The sequence below is a fragment of the Methanosarcina horonobensis HB-1 = JCM 15518 genome, assembly GCF_000970285.1.
GTDB classification, from domain to species: domain Archaea; phylum Halobacteriota; class Methanosarcinia; order Methanosarcinales; family Methanosarcinaceae; genus Methanosarcina; species Methanosarcina horonobensis.
In genome coordinates this window covers 1,297,822-1,322,124 of record NZ_CP009516.1, presented here as the reverse complement: position 1 = coordinate 1,322,124, position 24,303 = coordinate 1,297,822, and the positions used below count along the sequence as shown (strand labels likewise).

The 24,303-nt window shown below is 43.1% G+C and carries 24 protein-coding genes and 3 tRNA genes; 11 read left to right on the top strand and 16 right to left on the bottom strand.

What is annotated here, in order from left to right; genetic code table 11:
- The first annotated feature begins 84 nt into the window (after positions 1-84).
- Entirely contained in the window at positions 85-213 is a 129-nt protein-coding gene (locus MSHOH_RS25530; RefSeq protein WP_269848949.1) for a hypothetical protein, read from the top strand.
- Positions 214-223: 10 nt separating this feature from the next.
- Here the strand turns inward: MSHOH_RS25530 and MSHOH_RS05850 are convergent.
- Both MSHOH_RS05850 and MSHOH_RS05845 read right to left on the bottom strand, forming a co-directional pair.
- Positions 224-297 (bottom strand) — tRNA-Ile (locus MSHOH_RS05850).
- A 62-nt stretch (positions 298-359) separates the two neighbouring features.
- Positions 360-436: transfer RNA gene (locus tag MSHOH_RS05845), tRNA-Ile, on the bottom strand.
- A gap of 226 nt (positions 437-662) precedes the next feature.
- On the opposite strand from MSHOH_RS05845, the gene MSHOH_RS05840 reads away from it, so the two are divergent.
- Positions 663-734 (top strand) — tRNA-Ala (locus tag MSHOH_RS05840).
- Positions 735-1,195: 461 nt separating this feature from the next.
- On the opposite strand, the gene MSHOH_RS05835 is transcribed toward MSHOH_RS05840, so the two are convergent.
- Complete coding sequence (locus MSHOH_RS05835) at positions 1,196-3,097, bottom strand: PGF-pre-PGF domain-containing protein (RefSeq protein ID WP_048138092.1); 1,902 nt, start codon at positions 3,095-3,097, stop codon at positions 1,196-1,198.
- 633 nt (positions 3,098-3,730) lie between these two features.
- Between MSHOH_RS05835 and MSHOH_RS05830 the strand changes: the two genes are divergently transcribed.
- From MSHOH_RS05830 to MSHOH_RS05790, 9 genes are all read left to right on the top strand, one after another.
- A complete protein-coding gene (locus MSHOH_RS05830) occupies positions 3,731-4,291 on the top strand; it encodes an HdeD family acid-resistance protein (protein WP_048138087.1) in 561 nt (186 codons plus the stop codon).
- 152 nt (positions 4,292-4,443) lie between these two features.
- A complete protein-coding gene (locus tag MSHOH_RS05825) occupies positions 4,444-5,112 on the top strand; it encodes an SdpI family protein (protein WP_048138085.1) in 669 nt (222 codons plus the stop codon).
- A gap of 211 nt (positions 5,113-5,323) precedes the next feature.
- Entirely contained in the window at positions 5,324-5,806 is a 483-nt protein-coding gene (locus MSHOH_RS05820; RefSeq protein WP_048143222.1) for an FKBP-type peptidyl-prolyl cis-trans isomerase, read from the top strand.
- Positions 5,807-5,810: 4 nt separating this feature from the next.
- Positions 5,811-6,365 carry an FKBP-type peptidyl-prolyl cis-trans isomerase gene (locus MSHOH_RS05815; RefSeq protein ID WP_048138083.1) on the top strand — a complete coding sequence of 185 codons (555 nt, stop codon included), beginning with the start codon at positions 5,811-5,813 and terminating at the stop codon, positions 6,363-6,365.
- Between the two features lie 135 nt (positions 6,366-6,500).
- A complete protein-coding gene (locus tag MSHOH_RS05810; protein WP_048138076.1) occupies positions 6,501-6,983 on the top strand; it encodes an FKBP-type peptidyl-prolyl cis-trans isomerase in 483 nt (160 codons plus the stop codon).
- Between the two features lie 160 nt (positions 6,984-7,143).
- Entirely contained in the window at positions 7,144-7,542 is a 399-nt protein-coding gene (locus MSHOH_RS05805; protein WP_048138075.1) for an OB-fold nucleic acid binding domain-containing protein, read from the top strand.
- Between the two features lie 135 nt (positions 7,543-7,677).
- The gene (locus MSHOH_RS05800) at positions 7,678-8,856 is read left to right on the top strand and encodes a nucleotidyltransferase family protein (protein WP_048138074.1); all 1,179 of its coding nucleotides are present in this window, start codon (positions 7,678-7,680) and stop codon (positions 8,854-8,856) included.
- Between the two features lie 554 nt (positions 8,857-9,410).
- A complete protein-coding gene (locus MSHOH_RS05795) occupies positions 9,411-10,466 on the top strand; it encodes a lysylphosphatidylglycerol synthase transmembrane domain-containing protein (RefSeq protein ID WP_048138072.1) in 1,056 nt (351 codons plus the stop codon).
- Positions 10,467-10,570: 104 nt separating this feature from the next.
- Positions 10,571-11,167 (top strand): diacylglycerol/polyprenol kinase family protein, encoded by a 597-nt coding sequence (locus MSHOH_RS05790; protein ID WP_048138070.1) that lies wholly within the window; start codon positions 10,571-10,573, stop codon positions 11,165-11,167.
- A 271-nt stretch (positions 11,168-11,438) separates the two neighbouring features.
- On the opposite strand, the gene MSHOH_RS05785 is transcribed toward MSHOH_RS05790, so the two are convergent.
- The 13 genes from MSHOH_RS05785 to MSHOH_RS05725 form a co-directional block, all read right to left on the bottom strand.
- Positions 11,439-13,934 (bottom strand): VWA domain-containing protein, encoded by a 2,496-nt coding sequence (locus tag MSHOH_RS05785; protein WP_048138068.1) that lies wholly within the window; start codon positions 13,932-13,934, stop codon positions 11,439-11,441.
- Complete coding sequence (locus MSHOH_RS05780; RefSeq protein ID WP_048138066.1) at positions 13,931-15,808, bottom strand: DUF7408 domain-containing protein; 1,878 nt, start codon at positions 15,806-15,808, stop codon at positions 13,931-13,933. The genes MSHOH_RS05785 and MSHOH_RS05780 overlap by 4 nt, the downstream gene beginning before the upstream one ends.
- A 2-nt stretch (positions 15,809-15,810) precedes the next feature.
- Entirely contained in the window at positions 15,811-16,692 is an 882-nt protein-coding gene (locus MSHOH_RS05775; RefSeq protein ID WP_048138065.1) for a DUF58 domain-containing protein, read from the bottom strand.
- A 181-nt stretch (positions 16,693-16,873) separates the two neighbouring features.
- Positions 16,874-17,848, bottom strand: coding sequence for an AAA family ATPase (locus tag MSHOH_RS05770; protein ID WP_048143221.1), 975 nt, complete (start codon positions 17,846-17,848; stop codon positions 16,874-16,876).
- A 267-nt stretch (positions 17,849-18,115) separates the two neighbouring features.
- On the bottom strand, positions 18,116-19,006 hold the full coding sequence (locus MSHOH_RS05765) for a DUF7502 family protein (RefSeq protein WP_048138064.1): 891 nt from the start codon (positions 19,004-19,006) through the stop codon (positions 18,116-18,118).
- A gap of 317 nt (positions 19,007-19,323) precedes the next feature.
- Entirely contained in the window at positions 19,324-20,322 is a 999-nt protein-coding gene (locus MSHOH_RS05760; RefSeq protein WP_048143220.1) for a prephenate dehydratase, read from the bottom strand.
- Between the two features lie 82 nt (positions 20,323-20,404).
- A complete protein-coding gene (locus tag MSHOH_RS05755) occupies positions 20,405-21,259 on the bottom strand; it encodes a TrmB family transcriptional regulator (protein ID WP_048138062.1) in 855 nt (284 codons plus the stop codon).
- Positions 21,260-21,443: 184 nt separating this feature from the next.
- The gene (locus MSHOH_RS05750; RefSeq protein ID WP_048138061.1) at positions 21,444-21,806 is read right to left on the bottom strand and encodes a carboxymuconolactone decarboxylase family protein; all 363 of its coding nucleotides are present in this window, start codon (positions 21,804-21,806) and stop codon (positions 21,444-21,446) included.
- 258 nt (positions 21,807-22,064) lie between these two features.
- Positions 22,065-22,433 carry an ATP-binding protein gene (locus tag MSHOH_RS05745; RefSeq protein ID WP_048138059.1) on the bottom strand — a complete coding sequence of 123 codons (369 nt, stop codon included), beginning with the start codon at positions 22,431-22,433 and terminating at the stop codon, positions 22,065-22,067.
- Between the two features lie 60 nt (positions 22,434-22,493).
- Positions 22,494-22,949: a hypothetical protein gene (locus tag MSHOH_RS05740; protein WP_048138057.1), complete on the bottom strand. Its 456-nt coding sequence runs from the start codon at positions 22,947-22,949 to the stop codon at positions 22,494-22,496.
- A gap of 91 nt (positions 22,950-23,040) precedes the next feature.
- The gene (locus MSHOH_RS05735; protein ID WP_048138054.1) at positions 23,041-23,469 is read right to left on the bottom strand and encodes an ester cyclase; all 429 of its coding nucleotides are present in this window, start codon (positions 23,467-23,469) and stop codon (positions 23,041-23,043) included.
- 75 nt (positions 23,470-23,544) lie between these two features.
- Positions 23,545-23,889: a CGGC domain-containing protein gene (locus tag MSHOH_RS05730; RefSeq protein WP_048138053.1), complete on the bottom strand. Its 345-nt coding sequence runs from the start codon at positions 23,887-23,889 to the stop codon at positions 23,545-23,547.
- A 37-nt stretch (positions 23,890-23,926) separates the two neighbouring features.
- Positions 23,927-24,265: a cupin domain-containing protein gene (locus MSHOH_RS05725; RefSeq protein ID WP_048138052.1), complete on the bottom strand. Its 339-nt coding sequence runs from the start codon at positions 24,263-24,265 to the stop codon at positions 23,927-23,929.
- Positions 24,266-24,303: the final 38 nt, after the last annotated feature.

Below are 24,303 nucleotides of genomic sequence, written 5' to 3'. Positions count from 1 at the left end.
TTAAGCCTTATATTTTGAACAATAAATTGAAGCTTTGATCTGAAATCAATCCTGAAATCCATTAACTACCAGAAAAAAGAAATTTTGGGATACGTTCACCAGAGAAAGTGTGCAGAAGAATGCGAAATAAGGATAAAAACAAGAAGTAAGATAGGGGGTAAAAAGAAGGAAGGGAAAAACAAACAAAAAGAAGGTGAAGTTCAACAGAAATAAGAAAAGTATATGGGCCCGCTGCGATTCGAACGCAGGACCTCACGGTTATCAGCCGTGCGCTCCACCAGGCTAAGCTACGGGCCCGAAGTGAATACAGATAAAGTTTAGAAAACCTGAAAATTCTCCGAAAAGAGATTATTGAATTGTGGTGGGCCCGCTGCGATTCGAACGCAGGACCTCACGGTTATCAGCCGTGCGCTCCACCAGGCTAAGCTACGGGCCCAGATATCAGGTTTTTTCAAATTATCAGAGTTGAAAGGCTTTTTTAGGGAAAGCATCCCAATCCGACAACACTTCTAATACTCGATTTACTACTTATAACTTTTGCTCGAATATTCTGGATTTCCAAGACTCTAAATTTTATTTACAGGAAGCTGGGCCTTTATGGCGACAGTTTTATATACGATACTGAGTGTATGAAGGAGTGCTGACAAAGCAAAACATAACATGGGCCGGTAGATCAGGGGAAGATCGCTACCTTGGCATGGTAGAGGCCTCGGGTTCAATTCCCGACCGGTCCATTTAAAGTAATTAACATTTATGAATTATCCAATTTTTTCAGATCAATGTCTTTTTTAAAACTATTTTCTACAGGCCGATCTAAACCTTAAGTTTTATTTCCTTTAATCCCAGCTTCTGAATTGACCATTAAGGCCATTATTTGCCATGGAAATTGATCCTTATGACATTCGATTAAGGAGAGATCTTTAAGGCAAAAAAAGAAAAAAGCCAGAATCGTAAAAGGAAAGAAAAAGAACTTTTCACACTTGTAAAGGTAAAAACCGAATAAAACTTAACACTTACAAAAAGAGTCGTTTTTGATCTCTTTTTTAAGTTCTCTTTCTTTTATATCATTTGCCAGATAAACTCACGTGAGCATTTATATTGACTTTGGATTAAAAACCGATTTACTGGCTGGCGTGAAGATATACACATTTACTCAAAAAATTTGTAAAATGGGACGCTCTGAAGCGTTCCAGTCTCATTTCTTCATAGTCTTCAGCACCAATCCGACCATTGCCAGAGCCGCGAGTACGATTCCGAGGCTTAATAATGTGTTGCTGTTCATACTGTCCTCATCGGGCTCGGATCCTTCAGTCCCGTTCTCTTCGGAATTAATCACACCAATAGACCTATTTTCGGCAGAAATCTGATCATTTTCATCCTGAACCTGCGAGATAGCCTTGCCTGTTATGGCAAAGGAGGCAAATCCCGGAGTTTCAGCCGTGAAATACAGATATATGTTATCTTCTCCTGTCAGATTGGCTGGCAATTGCACCCAGGTTTTGTCCTCGTATCTGTTCAGGTTGATTGAATCCTCATCTACATTTTTATCCTTCAGCCAGGACTTCTCAACCTTGAAGCCGATTACCGGGTTTTCTATATTCTTTGATGTTGCATACCCGCTATTTCCTACCCAGATATTAAAAGATTTGTAAATCTCACCGGCAGGCAGTTCGGAAACAAGTGCAGACTTATTTTTTAATTGCTCAACAATGGTTGTGGTCTTGCCTGCGTTTTTGATTGCATCAAAACCCACATACACAACGCAGGTCGCATTCTTCGAGAATTCAAACTTTACAGCCTTGCCGTTTGTGATGAAGACCTGAGAAAGTTCTTTTACTTCAACGTTTCTTGCAGGCTCAGGGGATCCACCGCCTCCACCTCCACCGCTGCTTCCACCGCTGCTCTTGTGGCTGCTTCCTCCACTGCTGCTTCCACTATCTCCACCGTCTCCACTGGCATCGTTGTCTTCAGTTTCATTCTTCTCGGAATTATCGTTACTGGCTTCTGTAACAGTTATTGTAGCCAGTTCTGAGTCAGCTCCGTTTCCATTTACTGCAGTAAGATTGACTGTATAGGTTCCTGGAACTGTGTACACGTGGATCTCTGTTTTGCCTGTAGAGTCAATCCTTCCGTCATTTTCAAAGTCCCAGTTCCTCGATGTCGCGTTTTGTGAAAGGTCAGTAAAGGTGACTGAAAGGGGAGCAGGACCCCGGGTGATATTTATCTGAAAATTAGCAACAGGAAGTGACGGTGAAGGCTCCGTTCTGGGAGTTACCAGGGGCAGATAATCAATGTTTGCCTCATTCATATTAAATGGTTCCTCGGCTATGCCATCTCCGTTAGCATCAGAATGAGTCTGGGAAAAACCATCTCCTGCAGGTGTTGCCCAGTAATTTCCACCAAGATAAGGGCCTCCAATAATGTTTTTTCCAGATGTTCTCGTAGTATTCCAGGAACTGGTGTCCGTAGGTTGTACATTTCGGGTATTGTTAAAATTATTATTATAAACAATAGTGCCGTAAGAATCAATTATATCTATTCCTAATCTACAATTTGAAATTCTATTACCATTTAACTTATTATCAATAGTGGACTGGAGTGAGACTCCTATACCGCAATCAAATATATCATTACTAATAATCGAGCTGCTTCCGCCTTCATTACCTGTAGAAACTCCAATGCCTGTGCTAAAATTAGAAATTTTATTATTTTGGATAGTACAGAAGGAAGAAGTGTCCATAATGCCCGTATAACCTGAGGAACTGCCTGGACCTATTATGTCAAAGTTCCTGATTGTAGTATTACTGGCATCCAGATTGAAAGCACTCCCTGTAGCTTTGATTACGGCATTGTATTGACTGCTTGATACAATAACCAGATCTGATACCGGAACGGTAATGTCTCCGGGATAAGTTCCGGGATTCACCATTATAATATCTCCGTTAATCGCGCTATTTAACGCATCCTGGATAGTCGTGTAGTTTCCAGTCCCGGCACCGTCAACATAAAGCGTTGTAGCTGCCGCACTGCCGGCGAGAGCTTGAAGAGCGAAAGCTATTGTAAATAAAATTGATAGTACTTTTTTTATTTGCCACACAAGAAAAACCCCTGGATATTTTTTAGCATTTCAACAGCAATAGTTGTCATAGATTCCCGTTTTTTTCATGCTGTAAGATGCATTGATATGGCTGAGACGCGTCTTTAAAGGCATAAAAGCGTCTTAAACTATACTCTTTGAGTTTTAAAATTAATTGATTTTACAAAATTGATGATAATATATAATATTAACTATATTATCCTATTTTACTGAAATGTTGTTATTTTTAAGATGATCTGCCAATAGTAAGTTAATCGCTTTTCAAATTATTAACAAATTTTCACTCATCTTATCTTTCGAGTTGCGTATTCGGCTTCCTATACAGAAAATCAAGGTGAAGAATTCCAGAAGACTTTGAAAAGGAACACTGATCAGAATGAGATGTGCTCATCTGTAAACTGCAACAGCATAAACATAATAAAAGTAATAAATGCTCATTTATTTATATAATGTTAGATATATAATGTATTGGGGGGAAATTTCCTTTCTATCCGGTCACCATGTATAGAGAGTCAGGTAGCTTCGTAATTAAGGTAAAAGTGGGTTTTCGATACTGTATTTGATACCTGTGCTTTTTCATCGGGCTAGTCAACAGTACCGAGTTTGCTACTTAAAGCAATGGGAGATAAATGTATGGAACAGACAGCTGCAGAGCATGTTGTTGTGGAATATGAGATCCTGCAAGTCCCCTGGTGGCTGATTGTACTTGAAGGGATTTTTGCCGTTATTATAGGCTTGTTTCTGCTATTTTCACCCGTGAAAACTACCATAACCCTGGTTCAAATACTCGGAATATTCTGGCTTCTCGGAGGAGCTCTTTCAATCCTCTCACTGCTGGTAGATAGAGAGAATCTTGGATGGAAACTTCTCTCCGGCATCATGGGCATTCTTATTGGACTTCTGGTATTCGTATACCCTCTGAGTCCTTTTGTTGTTCTGGCATTTTTTGTAATCATACTTGGAATCTGGAGTATTGTATACGGCGCAATCAGAGTTGTATGGGCACTCAAAGGAGGTGGACTGGGAATGGCAGTCCTTGGGCTCCTGACAATCATTCTCGGAATACTCCTGCTGATTAACCCTCTGGCAGGGGCTGTTGTCCTGCCCTGGATATATGGGATTTCCCTTGTGATAGGCGGAATTGCAGCGCTGGTTGGAGGGCTCAGGATGAGGTCCGGAAGAAGTGTCTCATAACAGGTTGAGACTTTCAGAGAACTAAAGGTCAACAGGCATTTCCAGCTTTATATAAAGTAAAGGGTTAGCAAGATCAGTAGCCACCCCAGAGGCATTGTCAGACTTTTAAGCATTCCACGTTTTTAAATATCTGAAAAACCTAAAAAATTTACATGCGAAAATTTACAATCGCAATAACAGGACTGGTCCTTCTTTCCTTTCTCCTTTCTATCTACTTTTACCCGCAGGTACCTGAACAGATGGCAACTCACTGGAACTCTCAGGGAGAAGTAGATGGTTATATGTCGAAATTCTGGGGACTCTTTTTCATGCCTCTGGTAATTACGAGCCTTGCAGTTATGTTCCTGATAATTCCGAGAATTGACCCGAAGAAAGAAAACATAGAAAAATTCAGAAAATATTATGACGGGTTTATAGTGATACTGATCCTGTTTATGATCGCAGTCCATCTCCAGATACTCCTCTGGAACGCAGGAGTTCAGATCAGCCCCAATGCAATACTTCCTGTGGGGATAGGGCTTCTGTTCTATTATATAGGGATTCTTACGGAAAATGCAGAGAGGAACTGGTTCATCGGCATCAGGACACCCTGGACCCTGAGCAGCGACAGAGTGTGGAAAAGGACTAATCGGCTTGGGGGTAAATTGTTCAAGATCGCAGGAATAGTAGCAGTCTTTGGAGCTTTTTTCCCGGAACTTGCAATCTACTTTATTCTCGTACCAGCAATCGCTATAGCCGGGATTACTGTTGTTTACTCATATATTGAATATCAAAAAGAACTTAAAGAGAGTAAGGAAAGACCTGAAGGACATGAAACATGATAAAAAAGCAGTTTGAAAAGAGAAAAGAATTTGGAAAGGATAGCTGACAGAGAAAACTGACAGAAATCGAGATTCGGAATAAAAACCTAAAAAGTGAGATTTAAGGATTCCTGCATTTCTTACTTACGGGAGCCTATTTTTAACCGATTTCCAGTGCCTTTTTTATCAGTACGTTTATCTAACATGCTTTCGTTTTGTCATATTGATTGATATGACTGAGGATATAATAAAAAATTCGAATAAAAAAGCCGAAAAAGGAGATGCCGTTTCCGTTGATTATGTAGGTAAACTGGAAGACGGCACAGTATTCGACACATCGGAAAAAGAAGTAGCCATGGAGGCAGGGATATATAACGAAATGAGAGACTACAAACCTCTTGTATTTACCGTAGGAGCCGGCCAAATGATTAAAGGTTTTGACGAGGGTGTAGTCGGAATGGAGGTTGGAGAAGAAAAAACTCTAAAAATTCCTCCAGAGGACGCATACGGCGAATATATGGAAGAGTATGCAAGGGAACTCCCGCGTGATGCTGTTGATTTTACTCCGGAAGTAGGAATGCAGCTGGCAACGGAGACCGGGCTCAGGGGAACCATTACGGAAGTAGGGGAGGAAAATTTCGTTGTGGACTTCAATCATGCACTTGCAGGCAAGACTCTTATATTCAAAGTAAAGGTCGTTTCAGTGGAGGCATGAAAAAATGAGGGTCGGGAAGGGATTGATTTATTTCCTGACAATACTGCTTCTGGGGAGTATTGTCCTTGGAAGCGGATGCACGGATAACGGAAGCGGAGAAGGCAGGGCTGTAAGGTCAGGAGATACAGTCAAAGTAGACTACGTGGGAAAGTTAGAAAACGGCATGGTCTTTGACACTTCAATAAAAGAGACCGCAGAGAAAGAAGGCATATACGTTCAGGAAAGAAATTACATCCCCCTCACCTTTACAGTTGGTGCAGGTCAGATGATTAGCGGTTTTGACGAAGCTGTAATCGGGATGAGAGTAGGAGAAGAAAAAACTGTTACACTCCCTCCTGAAGAAGCTTACGGAGAATACGATGAAGCACAGGTTCAGGCAGTTCCGCTTGAGGAACTTAACATGTCAGAAAAACCTGAAGTAGGGCAGGTATATAGTAGTATATACGGGAGCCAGTTCAGAGTCATTGCCGTAAATGAAACACATGTTACCTTTGATGCTAATCACGAACTCGCAGGAAAGACTCTTGTTTTCGATATAAAGCTTGTATCAATCGAATGAAGAATTCTGGGCAAGTTAAACCGGTTTAAAATCCGGCTTACATTTCTTTAAAAAGATGCATCCTTCTGGCAGCCAGGAAAAGATTCAGGCGTGTCGGAAAACCTGTAAAGAAAAAAATGAACAGGAGAAGGGATAATGGAGAACCCTCGTACCGTAAAAAAGGGAGACTATATCCTTATTGATTATACTGGGAAATTTGAGGATGGAACGATATTCGACACAACCGTAAAAGAAAAAGCTCTTGAAGCTGGAATATACAGCGAGGAAAAAGAATACAGACCTTTTTTTTTCAGGACAGACGCCCGCCAGGTAATAAAAGGTATGGATACCGGGATTCTTGGAATGCGGGAAGGAGAAGAAAAAATCCTTAAAATCGCACCTGAAGAAGCCTACGGAGAATATAAAGATTATCTGGTTCAGAAAATTCCTCTTTTAAGACTTGAACTCAGTGAACCTCCGGAAGCAGGAGAAAGAATCATAACTCCCGGAGGAAAAGAAGTTAAAGTACTTGATTCCACGGAAACCTGCGCAATCCTTGACTTCAATCATGAGCTTGCAGGCAAAACCCTGATCCTTGAAATAAAACTTGTCTCCATTGTGAGCAAACCTGAAATATAAGGCCTCGACTCTTATCTTGAAACACAGCTATGTTGAAGAAATATGACCGGTCTGAAATATATTTTATCTAAATGATCCATGCCAGTTCCTGAAATAGATTTATCTTCAGAAACTTCTAATATAGGTTAGTTTCAGGATTCACAGACTGGAGTGGTGAAAGATGGAAAAGGAAGAGAAAATCGTGGTGGTTCTGCTTGTTATGGCATTATCCTCTCTTTCAACAGCGTACTTATTTTTCGGGTCCGACCTTGCAGGAGCCGGACAAAGTCCGGGGGGAGAAGCCCTGCAGTACACCCACGAATCCGAAGTTGGGGAAAAAGTAACTCTTGATGCAGAGGTTTTAAGTAAGCGATTTACGTACACCGGAGATCACTTGCTTTTAGAAGTGGACTTTGACTCAGAAGTCCTTAGCGTGTTTATCCCGAAGACAGCCGGGGCTGAAGCCCTGAGCGGCTCAATCAATGAGGGGGATTTCATAAGCATAAAAGGTAAGATTTCTGAATATGAGGGAAAAAAAGAGATAAAAGTGGAAAGAAAAGAAGATATTACCCTGAAGTAAGGTATTACTCTGAAATAAGGTATTACCGAATACAGGCAAAGGAAACCTCACTCTGAATAATCGTCATCAATAAACCTTAAAATTCGAAGAACAGATCGTTAACAATATATTCATGGAACAACGTTGGGAAAAAATATGAAAGCATGTATCATGTGCGGAGGCACAGGGACAAGACTCAGACCGCTGACCTTCAAACACCCGAAACCGAGCATACCGATTCTCAATAAACCGTCAGTCCGGCACCTGATAGAGCACCTTTCAAGAGAAGGGTTCAATGAAATTGTTATAACTCTGGGGTACATGGGAGAACGCATAGAAGAACAGCTCGGAGACGGGCATATTTTCGGAGTACACATAGATTATGTGTATGAAAAAGAAAAGATGGGGACTGCAGGCGGGGTTAAAAATGCAGAACAGTATTTGAAAAATGAGCCTTTTATCGTGCTTGGGGGAGACCACGTACTTAACCTTGACCTCAGGGAGATGTACCGTTTTCATGAGGCAAATGACGCGATAGTGACCATGGGGCTTCTTTCCATTGACGATCCCAGAGAGTTCGGGATTGCAGACATGGACATAAACAACCGGATCCACCGCTTCCTCGAAAAACCCAAGTCCGGGCAGATTTTCAGCAATCTCGCAAGTACGGGAATTTACATATGTAGCCCCGAAGTCTTTGACTGGATTCCCGAAAATAAAAAATATGACTTTGCAAAGGATCTCTTCCCAGCCATGCTTGCAGCAGATGAAAAAATTAATGGTGTGCTTGTCCGGGGAAAATGGACTGATGTAGGGAGTTCCGCGGCTTACAGGCAGGCCCAGCGCTGGATGCTTGATGCTCTTCCCGGAACCACTATAGAAGGAAACTTTACAACAAGAAACGCAAGGATACGTGGTCCTTTATCCATAGGAAACAATGTATGCATAGGCTCGAATTCGTCCCTTGTAGGACCGATTGTCATAGGAGAAAACACCATAATCGGCGACAATGTCCTTATAGGACCTTATAGCGTGATAGGTGCAAACTGCACTATCGAAGATAACGCAAGAATTCTCTCATCCTATCTTTTTGATGGTGTCTTCATAGGAAAAGGTTCCAATATCTCGGGAGCTGTTGTTGCCGACGAAACAATAATCGGAGAAAAGTGCAGCATTGAGAATGGAACAGTAATCGGGCACAGAACAACCATCGGAAGTCACTCTACAGTACACTCGGGAGTTAAGATCTGGCCTGAAGTAGTAATAGACAAGAATTCCAGTATAAAAGAAACTGTCGTTAATTCAGGATATGATACCGCACAGGAAGGGTCGTAAACACAGTTTTTAAAACTCATGTTCCAGATCGGATGTATATTCTCCAATAGAATATATTTTCGGATCTATTCCAGACTCAAGTAGCTACTGGTTAAGTAACTGATTCAGTAACTGAGGCTCAAGTAATTACTTGTGATCTGGAAACATAGATATTTTTTCCACAATACAGGTTTCTTGAAAACTCAGTTTGAGTTTTTATAACTAACTTAAATTTTGCTATTTTTATCTTTCATGTGCTTTCTAACGGACCTCACCTTATTGTGGCTTATCTTTTAAAACGGATTATATTTATTCCTTATTTTTTAGTAAAACTTCTTAAGAAGCAGGAACTTTCAATAAATCACTAGCTTAAAGAAGCTTAAAAAACATAAACCTTTTAAGAATGAGTAAAGCTCTTATAATATCAATTAATACTTGTTAATATTCATTTAATAGTTAGAAAAATGATTTATTCCGGCAGACCTCACCTATTTTATGCCGTTCATTATATATTGTAAAAAGAAGTTTCCTTAAACAGGAATGTATCAACTGAAAAATAAAATTAAGAGATTTCAATGACCAGGTATAAAAAATGGCTTATTGGGTCGCTGGTTATCAGCGCAGTATCAATTGCCCTGGTTACATGCCTGACTTTTAGCTCGGAGACGATCGAAGCTCTGAGGAAGATTAGACTGGAATACATTCTGGCAGCTGCGCTCCTTCATATTCTCTCTTACCCCGTATGGGGACTGAGGACCCGGGCTCTTTGCAAGGCTCTGGGACACAGGATAAGTGTTCTGAAGGTGACAGAGATAGTTATCTCAAGTGTTTTTGTAGCCGGAATTACTCCTTCTTCTGCAGGCGGAGAATTCCTGAGAGTCCACAGCCTTAGCAGGAACAGAATTCCTGTTGGGAGAGCTACTGCAATCGTTGTAGGAGAACGACTGCTTGATGCACTATTTATCTTTTCCTGTCTGCCCTTTGCATTCTATGTTCTTGGTGATATCCTTTCGGACTATAAGTTCGATGCAGCCTTCTTCACAGCAAACTTCCTTGTTTTCTTACTTCTCGTTTTCTTTATTTACGGGGTCTGGAAACCCGAAAAAGTAAAATACATAACACGCAGGCTGACAGGCAGACTTGCCCCCTTTTTTGGAAAAAAAACCGATGCTGCAATTTCGCACTTTATGGAACAGATAGACAGGGAAATAGACCATTTCCATGACAGTGTCAGAGTCTTTTTCTCGGAAGGAAGAAAAGGGTTGCTCTGGGGAATTCTCTATACTTTTATTTTCTGGACCATAGAATTTTCACTGCTCATCCTGATCCTGATGGGCCTTTCACAGACGCATTCGATTATCACAGCCTTTGCAGCCCAGGTACTTCTCGCAGTTATAATGGTAATACCCGCAACTCCCGGGGCAAGCGGAGTTGCTGAATTAGGAGCAGCTTCTATCTTTTCCATTTTCGTAGATTCGTCTGTTCTGGGAATTACCGTTCTTGCCTGGAGAGCTCTGACATACCATATGAACCTTTTAGTAGGAGGGCTTATGAGTTTGAAAATAATCAAAGATGCAAATCTGATTAAGAAATTGATAGGAGACTCTGTTGAATCTCAGCACAGCACCTGAGAAATATTTTTGAGTCTTCAGTACAGCAGCCTCTGTAAAACAGTGGAAATTTCAGCCCTAGACCAGTATAAATTTATATTCAATTCTCACAAACCCTTTATGCTATGTCATCCAGAGAAGTCGTTCTTGAAGTCCTGAGAAAAAGTGTGCATCTGGTCTCAATTTTTATAGTGTTTATTTACGAGTTTTTCGGGAAAGAAGCCATTCTCTGGGTTCTCATGCTCTTCCTTGTAACCGTCCTTTTCCTGGAATATCTCAGGCTCGAAGAAAATCTGAAAATTCCTTTTTTTTATATGATGTACAGGGAACACGAAGCCGAAAGTCTTGGGGGACACATCTACTTTGCCCTGGGTGCAATTGCAGCAATCTCCCTCTTCAACAGGGAAATCGCTTATGCTGCAGTTCTTATGACAACCTTCGGAGACCTAGCTGCAGCCCTGATAGGAAAGTTTTACGGAAAAAGAAGAGTTTTCAGAGAAATTTTTAAAAATGACAAATCTCTTGAAGGCTCAGCTTCCGAGTTCATAACCGATCTGGTAGTAGGGCTCGCTATAACCGGAAACCCGGTTGTGTCCCTGGTAATGGCTTTTTTTGCAACCCTCACGGAGACCGCAGTAAACAAAATAGATGACAACCTTGTGGTCCCAATTTTTTCCGGCTTTTTCGGGCAGATAACCCTGCTTCTGTTGATGTACTTCTAACCGGTAGAAGAGTCAACGTCTGAAAAATCTAGTTGTCTATTCCGGGAAATCAAGAAGTGGAACATTTGAATCTTATCTTCATGCTGCACAGGTTATAGCCTTCCGCCTGCCTGAGAAATGAATTTCTTGACCCAGGCTCCGTTTTTCAACTTACAGATAAACAAACGTCTCCTCCAGTTCTTCTGGAGATCAGTTCTTAAAAGAAAAAAACGAAATGAGAAAGAAATAAAAGAGAAGTAATTTAAAAAAGAAAGGGAAGCAGGGAAGAAGCTCAGGCAGCCGTCTCTCCTGCTCCTGTCTCACCCTGTGCCTGCCTGAGCCTTCTCATTTCCCTTATGCGCCTGACTATGACTTCTCCAAGATAAAGGACAAGGGCTGCAAGAAGTACATACATTTTCAGGCTAACAGGCTCATCTGACTCCCTTTCCGAGTTCTGTCTCGCGTCTTTCAGGAGAGAGGCTCTTGCCTCCTTTTCAGTATAAATCTTCCCTCCGGTTGCAAGGATAAGAGGTTCAATATCCTTATTATGCCCGACTTCAAGGTACTCAAGCGCGTAATTTACTGCAAGCGGGTAACCTGAAATGTCATGAATCCCGATATTTACCGGGTTGACACTTGTTTCATAAGTGTTTCTGCCTGTAAGGGCAAGGTCAAGCTGGGCTCCGTTCAGTTTAAGCTGCGGGATTCCCTCATCGTACATAATCAGGGTAAGGTCGGAAGGGGTGCCAAGCCATGTGTCGGGAGCTTCAACAACAGCTCCTTCTTCTGCCTGAGGGTTTCCTATTGCCCAGTTAGCCGTGCCTGAAATCAGTTTGCTGTTTGATCCGTTGTACAGAGCAGAAGCCCAGCGAGTGCCTTCACCTTCTCCGTTATCCGTGGTAAAGGCTGCGACGCGCCCGAGTCCAAACCGCCATGTGGTGAGCACAGGCTGCCCTGTAACCGTAATGACCAGGCGTTCAGCTCCGGCTTTTGGAGTAACCTGGTTATATCCTGTGATAGTCGTGCTGGTAAGGTTCACACCCTTAGTAATGAAATGGTCGGGGGAGTACTCAAGGAGCAGGTAGGAACCTGTATCTTCGATTTCCTCTTCTTCACTGTCCTCGGGAGCTTCAGAGGTCTCTTCAAATACGATATTTGCTCTATCACCCATTTCGATATGTTGATAGTGTTGAGCGTCACCAAGCCCGAGTTCCTGCATCAGCTTCTCAGCATAGTAGTTTCGGGTCCTGTCGGCCTGAGAGGGAGCAGAAGAACGGATATGGATAAAATACAGGTTTACACCCATATCTTTCAGCTCCTGTGCAACCTGAACGCTCTGGTCGTATGAGTCTTCAATTCCTCCGTCAGAGATTATAATAGCATCAAGCTCACCGTCTTCACCTTCAAACATCTGTTTAGCTACACCGAGCCCCTGGTCGAGGGAAGTCTCAGTCTCGTTAGTAGGGGTCAGCTTCGAGACTTTCTCTTTAAGAAGGGCGAGCTCATGAGGAAGCCCCATGAACACGAACCCACCGGAAACATCATACGCCGCGTTGCCGAATGCTACAACAGCAACATTTGCATCTTTCAGGTTGTCGTTCTCAAGGATATTAACAGCATTTGACAGGATATCTCCCTGAGTTTTGTGAGCAACCGTACTTGGAGAAACATCAAGGATCAGGATTAGATTTCTCCCTCCCCTGAATTCGGAAGGTTTTGAAATTACAGGCAGGACTTCCTCGAGGGAAGAATTAAGGTAGTTTCCGTAGTTGTAAGCCGTATCCCCTCCGACGACAATGAGTCCGCCTCCGTTGCTGACGTAGTTTTTGATTTCTTTAATCTCAGACTCGGAAAATGAGTCTATATACTGGTTGTCAAGCACCAGAGCCTTGCTATCCGTAACATTTTCTGCCCCCGAATAACCGTTTACAACCGAAACCTCGTAAAGGCTGCTCAGGACTTTAGCCAGAGGAGAACCGGTCTCACCTGTAATAAGTGTGATTTTAGGTTTGGGGATTACGTAAAGAGACTTAAAGAACTCATTGTTAATTTCGTTTAAATCCTCTCCGGAAGGAGTGATTTTTACGCTTATATTGTGAGCTCCAAGGGTGGTAAAAGCCTGATTGATCGGAATGGTATTATTCCTGGCATCCTGCGTAAACTGCCTGCTCTGGGAAAGTTCTCCATCCACAAACACTTCAAGGAAATAGCTGACACTCTGTTCTGATGCCTGGCGGACAACTATCTCAAACTCATTCTGGTTGTCCACAACCACTGTCTTATCACCGAGTACCTCAACGCTGAGGTCATTTGTTTCTAGCTCGGGCCGGACAAGATAGACCGGAGTATCTGTGTCCCTTGCAAACTCCAGAGCTTCTGTCAGGTCCTTTCCAGAGTTGCTGTTTCCATCGGTAACAAGCACTATCTGGTTTCCTAGCCCGGAATATTGGGTAACGGCATCTCCGAGAGTGGTCTTTTCCCCAGTCAGCTGCACGAGAGTAGTTGGGGTATTTGCCGTAAGAGATTCATACAGGTCTGTACCTGCTTCTTCAGGAAAAATACCCATACTTGCTGTCTGGTCCTGAACAAGCACAAGTGAAGGCTCTTCTTCATTGATTGTCCGGGTAACCGTTGTATAGGGCGAAGCCAGAGCAAGGACAAGGAGGAGGGCAACAAGCATTCTCCATTCCATAAGTTTCGTTTTTGTCTTCCGCAGGAGATAAAAACCCGCAATAATCAAGGGAACTATGAGTAGAAGCATCTCAGGGCTTTCAAGTGACATGTTCACAGTTCACCCCTCCCGCGGACTATCAGGATTTCAAGCAGCATAAGCAGGAAAAGAATTCCTATAATATAATCGGTAATATCGTTTCTTGCAGTATAGGAGTCTGACTTGACAAGCCTGGGTTCGTCTTTTTCAACTGCGCGGCTGATAAGGTCAGAGGAGTCTATTGTAGTGTTTGATTCCCTGTCATCATACAGATTGACTGCAATCCTCTTGCCTGAAACCTCGTATATTCCTACCTCGTCATAAAGCAAAGTGTTTGCTGTCAGGGTCTTTGTAGGCGTGCGGATTTCCTCGGTTTTTGAAAGGGATGTCAGGGTACCTGTTTCGAGGTTGTACTCTGAGATGTCACCAATGCCTCCGAGCCATTCAACAAGTTTTATCCAGAATACCGGATACTCGGGCAGGTTATGGAAATTGTTCCAGGCCCCTTCCCCTAGTTCGTCATTAAGCCCCATATAGAAGATAGTTCCTCTACCTGACTGCCAGTAACTCAGCACAGGAATACCGTTTTCCGTAGCTACGAGGGTTGTAGAACCCGTTCTTTCAGTTGCGTTCATGTATTTGCGGACAGAGATTTCTTCACTTTTCATATCCTCTGTGATACTGTTCTTGAGCGTTTCTTTAACCTCAAGCCCGTTTTCTGCCTCTTCAACTCCTATAGGCTTTACAGGCAGGAGTTTAACAAGGTCGACCTCGGTTTTCTCAGGGGAAAGGGCTTCACTTGCAATAAAGACAGCATTACCTCCGTTCCGCACGTAAGATTCGATACTACTTACAGAGCCGTTGGCAATGGGGTTTTCTTTCTGGGCAAGTACAACAAGGGTATAATTGTCAAGGGAAGAAGGCACAGACTTCCTGATCTCCAGGTCAATGTTCGGGAGTAGAGAGAGTGCTGTCTTTGAAGGCAGCTTTCCGTTATCCGTAACGTAGAGGATGTGCTGTCCCGAGGTGTCCGGAATGGAGATATAAGCCTTATTGTCAACAGCCAGGTCATCATTGACATTCAGGCTGACTGTAGTAACACCTGGCCCCAGATTTGCAAGCGTAAACTGATTTGTGCCGCCTGCAGGGACATTCAGAGTAAAGGACTTGGAGGCATTCCCTGAAGTCCCTCTTCCGGTTTCGATTTGAACGTTCTGGCTTTCGCTTCTGTAATTTTTGACCACACCTGTATAGCTGTATTCTCCATCTACGGCTTCAACCCATCCGTTAATTATTCCTATATTCTCTGCAGGTTTTCCGACCTTTACGAAATTAACCTCAAGCCCGTAGGATTCAGCCAGGTTCTTGGAAGCCACAGGGTCATCTCCTTCCCAGTTAGTAAAATCTGAAATGACAATGATCCTGCCCCCTTCATTAGATAAGAGACGCATCCCCGTAGTAATGGCTGCGGACAGATCGGCAACGCCGGCTCCGGGTCTGACCTTATCAAAGATCTCCCCGGCAGCGGAAGCGCTTCCGCCTTCAAGGACAAGCTGAGGAGTACTGGAAGCAAGGATTATGCTGTTTTTCTTGCTTACATAGCCGCTGGCAATTCCAACTGCATCTTCAAAACGGGAGTCAACCTGCATGCTTGCCGAAGTGTCCAGGATAAGCACAGTATGCTCTCCGCTGAGAGGCTCTTCTGAAGTATAATAGTAACCTGCAGCACCTATGGAAAGAAGGATCAGCATAAGGAGCTGGATCAGGAAGAGAGGGTCACGCACGATTTTCGTGAGAGAAGCATAAACCCTTTTTCGTTCCCTTTCAAGCTTGAGGATAAACATCAACGAGGGAATAGAAAGCACGGCTGGTTTCGGCCGGAGCATATAAATGATTATAAGCGGGATGACACTCAGGAGAGCGGCAAGAGCAAGGGGGTTTTGAAAAGGCATTTTTAGCGTCTCCTTCTCCTGATTGTATGGTAGAAAGCATTAAAAACAGGAGTGTCGGTTGTAAAGGTGTAAAACTCGGCTCCGACCTTCATGCAAGTCTTCTTGATCCTTGCACTGTGGTCGTCAAGCTTCTGCGTATAGCGTTCCTTGAACTTATCACTTATGTAAGTCCTTATGTCTTCTCCTGTTTCAAGGTCTATGAGCTTGCTGTTTCCCTGAAGGGGAAGCACTTTTTCCGTGGGGTCGAGCACCTGAATAACTATAAGGTCATGGTCGGAAAGCCTGTACAGAGCAGTGTCTATTGCTTCAGGGTCCTGCATGAAGTCCGAAATAAGGATTACAAGGGATCTGGACTTGATCTCCCGGCTGTACTTCATAACGGCTTCCCCGATGGAAGTTCCGCCTGAAAGTTCAAGTTCACTGAGCCGGTCGATTGCCCTCAAAAGGTTCTTCTTACCTCTGCCGGGTTTATTGATGTCAATCTCTTCCGTAAAAGTGGATATGGCAAACCTATCATTATATTTGGTAACCATATAAGCAAAACCTGCAGCGAGCATGGCAGAATACTCGAATTTTGAAGTCCCTTTTTCAGGGTAATCCATGCTTTTGCTGGCATCCAGAAGGATATGGGTTGTAAGGGTTTTTTCTTCTTCAAACTGCCTTACATAGAGCTTTTCAGTCCTCGCATAAGCCTTCCAGTCTATATCTTTCAAAGCGTCGCTTGAGTCGTATTCTCTGAACCCGATAGTATCAATACCGTGTCCGCTTCGGGTTGACGGACGGTTCCCGGCATAGACAGTAGACACCCTCTTCCTGACAGAAAAGGTAAATCGGTCAAGCTGCTTGAAAAAGTCCGTTTCGATTTTTTGTTTTGTGCGAGTCATTCTGGATCGTCAACCGAAAAGCCCGGTTCTACCGGACCTGAAAAACCCGGGGGGTTTTAGTTTTTTTCTTGTTATCCTTTACGGCTTTGTTCTAAGAACCTGCTCAATTACAGGTCTTTCAGACTCCAACGTGTCTGTCAGCTCTCACTTCGGATATTTACCTGTTTCATTTTTACCTGTTTCATTTAACCTTCTTTAAAATTTCTTCAATCGCCTGATCAGGGGTCATTCCGCTTCTTTCGGCTTCGAAGGTAAGGATAAGCCTGTGGCGGAGGACAGGGTAAGCCATGTAATCAATGTCCTCTTTGCTCACAAAGTTCCTGCCCTGTATAAGGGCTCTCGCTTTTGCTGCAAGAATAAGGCCAATTGAGGCGCGAGGAGAAGCTCCATACTCAATATGCTCTTTGTCTTTACGGGTCATTGCCACAATATTAAGGACGCGCTCCTTGAGCTCTTCCGAGATAGGGACCTGCCTGGTAAGTTTCTGCAGATCGAGAAGTGTGGATTTGTCAAGGCCCTTGGTAATCCTCGGGGTTTCTGACTTTGTGTAACGGTTTATGATCTCCATTTCTTCTTCAAAGGAAGGATAGTCTACAAGGATCTTCAGGAGGAAACGGTCTAACTGGGCTTCGGGAAGGGGGTAGGTTCCCTCCATTTCTATGGGGTTCTGGGTAGCAAGAATGAAGAAAGGGCGGTCAAGCAGGAAGGTATCGTTTCCGACAGTTACCTGTTTTTCCTGCATGGCTTCGAGCAGGGCAGACTGGGTTTTCGGGGAAGCACGGTTGACCTCATCTGCAAGTACAATGTTTGCAAAAACAGGTCCGGGTTCAAATTTGAACTCTTTTTTGTGATCTGTCTCCAGAATCACATTGGTTCCTGTGATATCCGAAGGCATCAGGTCAGGGGTACACTGAATTCTGCTGAACTTGAGGTTCATTGCCTTTGAAATCGTGGAGATCATCAGGGTCTTTCCAAGCCCGGGATTGCTTTCCACAAGGGCGTGCCCTTCACAGAGGATTGAGATTATGATCTGTTCCACTACCCTGTTCTGACCCACTATGACATTTCCGATCTCTTCAAAGAAACTTTTAAAAATCCTGCCTGCGTTCTGGTAGGTCGTGGAGGCCTGCCCCGAATCGGTACTATTCTCATTCATATCTGCTTCACCCTTTGAATTGCTGTTTTTTGCGGCGACGCCCGCTCTACTGAACCATATCCTTTCCTGCAACAGAGTGTTTTTAAAAACAGCCTGACTGTTACTTCAGATACAGCTGTTGATTTATACAGTCTGTTATTCAAAAACTGCTTTCCGATAACTTTCAATTAAATGAATACAGGTAAATGAATACAGGTAAGTTTCAATTAAACTGAATAGAGGTAAGTCTAAAACTGCCGGTAAGTCTAACTTAAGGCGATTTTCATATCATTCTTCTGCAAGCTGTTCAAAGTAACTCCGGATAACACTCCTGTACCCCTCGGGAAGGTTCTCATAATAAGTCTGAGAAGCAATGGCTTCCGGGTTGTAGATATCCGACTGAACAAATGATCCGTTATTCTGTTCTCCTTCTTCCTGGCTCGTAAATCCCTGTCCCACACCCGGAGGTATCTTTAAGTCTATATCCCTGCCCTCAACTACTATAACGGCAGGTTCTCCAAAAAGCTCTTCATTGCCAGGGTCTGCGGAAGTACCACCGTTTTCCTCTACAGAAACGAGATCCGAACCCGAACCAGGGAAGGGAATGCTCTCGATAACTTCACTGAAGTCTGTAGGGCTGAGAGTTGTCTGATACCCGGTCAGGGCAACATATGCCAGAACCGCGACAGCAAAGAAGGTTACCAGAACATCTTTTTTAAGTTTTTTTCTGTTAAGGAAGGCAGAGGATTTCACGGGCTTGGAGTCTATTATGACGCCGCCTATCAGGTCGCGCACAATAATGTTATCCGTATCCCGGTTATCATATGCTGTCCTCATTCTCTCCTTGAGCACGGGGTATTTTTCTTCAATCAGGGAAATCGCGTCTTTCTTTTCAGACCTGTAATATCTGATTGCTGTGAGTATGAGAGAAAGGACAAAGTCAAGAATAATCAGCCCCAGGGTCTCAAAGACAATCTCAAAACCAAGAATGCCGTATTTTGCACCTGTATAGGGCTCGAAGGTGGTAAACATCAAAAAAATATCTCTCATGTTCAGGAGCACAAAAAGGGCGTAGAGAACCAGAAACGTTGCAAGAAGGTCTGCGAAAACATAGAGTCCTCTATATTTTTTCAGAACCGATTCATATTTGTTTACAATATTTTCAATCTCCAGAGCCATTTTGCTCCCTTCCGCAACCGAATATTCCGGCGTTATTATACTTAAGACTGTTATATAAAGATAGATAAAGACATATAAAGATACTGTAGGAAGATATTACAAAAAGATACTATATAAAGATACTATATAAATGTAAGGTATACATTCCGTAAGCAGGTTCCCTTCATAAGTATCTTCCTGCAATGTATCCGTGCCAGACTCCTTTTTCTGAACCGGAAACTCATTTATGAACCTGGAAGGCTTCCTGGTTATCCGGAAGTCTGATGCTGAGTAACTCTACCGCCAGAAAGCACTTTATTGTGTCTCCTGTAGCACTTTTATTGTGTCTCCTGTGTCTCTGTATTTACGCTTGCCGAGCCTGAGTTTTTAAAAGCCGGGTAGGAACCCAGCACTTTTAAGGCGTTGGATTTTGATTTTGTGCCGGCTTTTGATTTTATATCTTCCAGGGCATCTTTTATAAGTGCATCGCCCGTATGACCTTCAAAATCGATATAGAAGTAGTAGTCTCCGAGCTCTTTTTTAGAAGGCCTGGACTCTATTTTTGTAAGATTAATTCCTCTTTTTGCAAAAGCTCCCAGAAGTTCATATAATGCTCCTGGCCTGTCTTTTTCCAGATATACGATGAGAGATGTTTTGCAGGCAGAAAGACCTGTCCTTTCTATCCCGGCTCCGGATTCGGAATGCAGCCTGTGTCCTGAACTCATGCAGGAGTCAGAGTATGACTCCATATCAACTCCCGCACCTCCCTGAGTCCGGTCCGATGGAATCTTTTTTTCACTCCGAATAACAAGAAAACGGGTATAGTTTTCTTTCCTGTCCTGGACATTTGAGAGCAGGATTTTGAGCCCATAGCGCTCTGCAGCCTCAGGGGACGCAATTGCTGCCATTTCCTCAAATTCCCCTGCCAGCCTGGCTGCATGGGAAGTGCTGCCCGTACTCCGAAGTTCAGCTTCGGGAAAATGTTTTTTCAGGAAATGCCTGCACTGGGCAAGCCCCTGGGGATGAGAAAGAATGACCCTGATCTTCTCGGGCCCGCCTTTTGAGAGAAGGCAGTGCTCGATTTTGACGACTATTTCTCCAATAATCACAGCCCCGTTTTCAAGAAGGAGATCGAGGGTAACCCCTACCGAACCCTCTATGGAGTTTTCTACAGGGATTACGGAGATATCTGCTTTTCCTTTAACCGCAGCCAGGAAAGCATCTTCGATATCTGCAAAGTAACGAAACTCTACATCCCTCAGGCCATTTTTCAGAGCCCATAGTTTTGCAGCCCTTTCCGAATATGAGCCTTCCGGCCCCATCATGCCTATAATCATCTGAAGGTTAATTGGGGGGATGGTAATAATAATTTTTTGATTAACCAATCTGAAAGTTTGAAAATCTGAAAAATCTGAATTTTTAGTTTTTCGGATTTTTCTTCCTCAGTCTCTGCGGCTCTTCCAGTTCCTCCTGAAGGTCAAGCTTCTCTCCTGCACTCCAGAGAAGTTCAAACTCATCTTTCAGGTTTTTTGCAAGCCCTGCGTCCCGGATTTTCACTACCGAAAGTACCCTGTCACGGTCTGCCGGATGGGGCTGGAAAAGAACAACTATGCTGTCATCGGCAATCCCGAAACAGGAGTTGAAATTCTGGACCAGCCTGATATCAAGACCTTTTTTCAGTTTTTCAAGAATTTCTCCCTCCTGGTTGGAAAGCATGGAGGTGAGAGCCCTGAAACGCGGAGAAACCATCAGCCTGATCCTGACTCCCTTGTCAATAGCCTTTGTTATTTCCGGAAGCAGGTAGAAAACAATTGGGATTCCGAAGATAGGGGGAATGATGCAAATTGATTTTTTTACTTCTCCATAAATAGAAACAGCAAATTTTTTAATTTCGGATTCGGTGATAGCTGTAGTCCAGAAGATCTCATCCTTTCGTTTTTGATTAGGAACAGCTTTCAGGGCCTGTTTTGCTTCTTCTATAGAGGCTTTTAAAACCGCCATCTCCCTTTCGATTTCAGCTTTTTTCCTCTCAAAAATAGTGTCCAGAGAAAGCTCGGGGTCGACTGCTCTGAACTTTTTTGGCCTTGAAGCCTGGACTTCCACAAAGCCTTTTCCGGCCAGAGACTCAAGGACAGTGTAGATTTTCCCATAGGGTACCTCTGAATCCCTGTATATGGCACTTGCTTCGGAAACACCGAGTTTCAACAAAGAAAGATAGGCAGCTGCTTCATAAGCATTAAGACCAACTTCCTGCAGGAGTCGTTCATTCTGCATGGGGAAATCTGGGCTCTAATATCTTAAAACAGTTTCGAAAAAAGACATGCATAAGATGCAGAGAAAGACCTGCGCCTTATGCAAGAAATGTTTCTGTTATTGGAAAATTCCAGAAAAGTGTTTCCGAACTGAGGAGATTAAATCTATATTTCAATTTTCTCAGTTTTTCAGTTTTATTTGATTTTTATTTGAGTAGTTTTAGCGCATCTCTACAAGCTGCTACGGCAGGAGCCCCCGAGGTTATGAATATGACATCCATAAGTTCCATTATTTCTTCTTTGGTAGCACCGTTCTTGAGGGCACTCTGCATCTGTACAACAGTACATCTTTCACATTGTTTGGATGCGACGACTGCAAGAGCTACCAAAATTTTTACCTTTGCAGGCAGGGCACCGTCTGACAGCAGTTTTTTGTTGCATCTGTTATATTTTTTTAATGATTCACCGTCAAGGTCTCCGAGAATTTCGAGGATATGCGGAGTAAAACCCAGTTTTTCACTCATACTTTCCAGTAATTCTTCGTGTTCCAGGTCTTTATGCTCTTCCATATTGGTTAACCCCCATTTGAAGTTACATTAGAATCTATGTGCATATTATTTATCTATTCCTGAGCTTCGGATTCGAGTTCACAAAGGTGAAGGACGGGAAAAGAAAAAATTGGAGCTTTTTAAGGAAATAGATTAACCATGGATTAATCTGGGCAGGCAGCGAGTACAGACCCAGATGCTCTCCATCCCGAATTTCGCTTTGGGAGAACGAGGTCCTTTTCGCTGCGCTCAAGAGGACTACGGATAAAAGGTAAAGTGTTAGCCGTGAATCAACTTAGGCAGGCAGCGAGTACAGACCCAGATGCTCTCCATATTGTGCCTGAGGGGCATGAGATAGTGGGTATCTTCTCCGGCTCCGCACTGGAAGCAGCGAATTGAGATATCTTGCTTTTTAGGCTGGGACTCGGCTTTTTCCCTGTTGAATTCAACTGTATGCCTTTCTTCAATAGAAAGAGCGCCCTCGGGACAGATACCGATGCAGTACCCCATACCGTCGCAGAGTTCCTCGGATACGACTTTTGCTTTTCCATTGATTATTTGAATGGCGCCTTCAGCACAGGGTGCAACACATTTTCCACAGCCTGTGCATTTTTCCTCATCAATTTTAATAATTGTTCGTTTTACCATGAAAATTGACCCCCTTCTTGTTTAGCTTTTTATAAAAAAATTGTTGAGATACATAGCGAATCAAGTATCTGTTAACATTAACTGCCGTTTAAAATCCGGTAAATAACCTTCCCTGTACAGCACGGTTTTGTAATCATCTATTATTTTGCTCATTTTGCAGGTATACTTTATGAAGTCAGTGCCTGCTTCCCCTTTGAATAGTATTCTTTCTGCTTTCTCCAGAAGTTCCGGATAAATGAATACCAGTTCTTCTTTGGTGTGCAAAAAAAGAGCAGAGAAATCTCTGTGGATACCCATGCTTCTTTTCAAGAGCTCGGCATTTAAGCTGTCTTCAGAGATATAGTTCTTAAATTTTAAATATGCATTAAAGTTTGCTATATTCTGATTTAAAGAGTTCAGAATCAAATACAGCATACTATCTGTTTTGGGAAGAGGAAGGTCCTGAAGCTCAGGATTTGCACCTTCGTAATTTTCATCTTCTTCTGTATTCCGGTCCCGAGTTGTATCATTACTCATATTACTACCCTGGCTTATTCGTAAGTTGTGTTTTACCACGGATTTTCAGATGAATAAAATAATTTAAGAAGATAGGCGCATCTGATGAAACTTAACCCTGGTTCACAGGCACAGGAATAATCCCGAGCTGTTGCATCAGACCAAGGAGGTTAGCCTCACCCCATAACTCAGCAATTTTACCATCTTTAATGCGAAAAATCTCTATACCGGTCAGAGTTATTGGCTTTCCTGTAGCCGGTAACCCCATAAAATTCCCTTTATGTATACCGCGAGCTGTGAAACGAGCAGTCACATTGTTACCCTCGGCAACCATGTCCTCAATTGTAACTTTAAGGTGCTCGAAGGCTGCCCTGCATGCAGTAATTACTTCATTAATTCCCTCGATCCCTGGAGAAGCAGGAAGAGGAACATGTAAAGTGAAATCAGGTGACAACAATTCATCAGCAATACTCAGATTTCCTTTAGAAGGGCCTTCTTCAAAGAATCGGTGAACTATTGCTTTGTTCTCTTCTGTAGACATGTTTCCCTCACTTGTTTTTTACTTATCTTGGTTTTTGATTTATTTGTTGCAATAAGCATCTTTTTTAAAATATATTCAGTGGTGCGTTCCTTCCACCACTTTTATACCCGCATCCTGAATCGTCTTTTTGATAGTATCAATATTGGGACATTTCGGATAACTGTCTTCCATGAGCATGCAGGAGCTCAGGTGCACGACATCGAGGTCATGTTTCTTCAGAGCATTCAGCAGGCGGTAAACCCTTCTGCCAGAGCAGCCACCGCATGTAAAGAAAGCAATTATCTGCGCTTCTCCATCGTATTCCTTAAAGTGGAACTTCCTCTCATTGAAAGCTTTGAAACAGCCCACTCCAGGACAGGCCTCAGAGACTATATCGCAGCGTATAACCGCGATTTTTGCTGGTTTTGTCTTCTCGGTCAATGTTTGACAGTCCTTTAACAACTTTATGAACTCAATTTTACAGCAGGCGGGTGGGCTCAGTCTGCCTCGGGACTTTTACAACAAGTACTCTGAAAATTCTATCTCCGGGATTCAGAAGCCGATGGGGAACCTTTGCAGGGCTTTCGATCAACATGTCTCTGCTTACTTCTTCCTGCTCATCCCCTATCTCAACTATACCTTTTCCCTCAAGAATATAGAAAAATACATCTACAGGTGTAATGTGCTTTTTCAAAGTTTCCCCTGGTTTGAGTTCGATATGTACCACCTGGGCATGTTCTGTATCATAGAGCATCCGTACGCTCACATTGTGAGGGTTAGGCTTTTCCGGTGAGGATTTCATCTCAATAACTTTCATTCAACTTTCCCCTTTCTGACTGCTATGAACTTATTAAA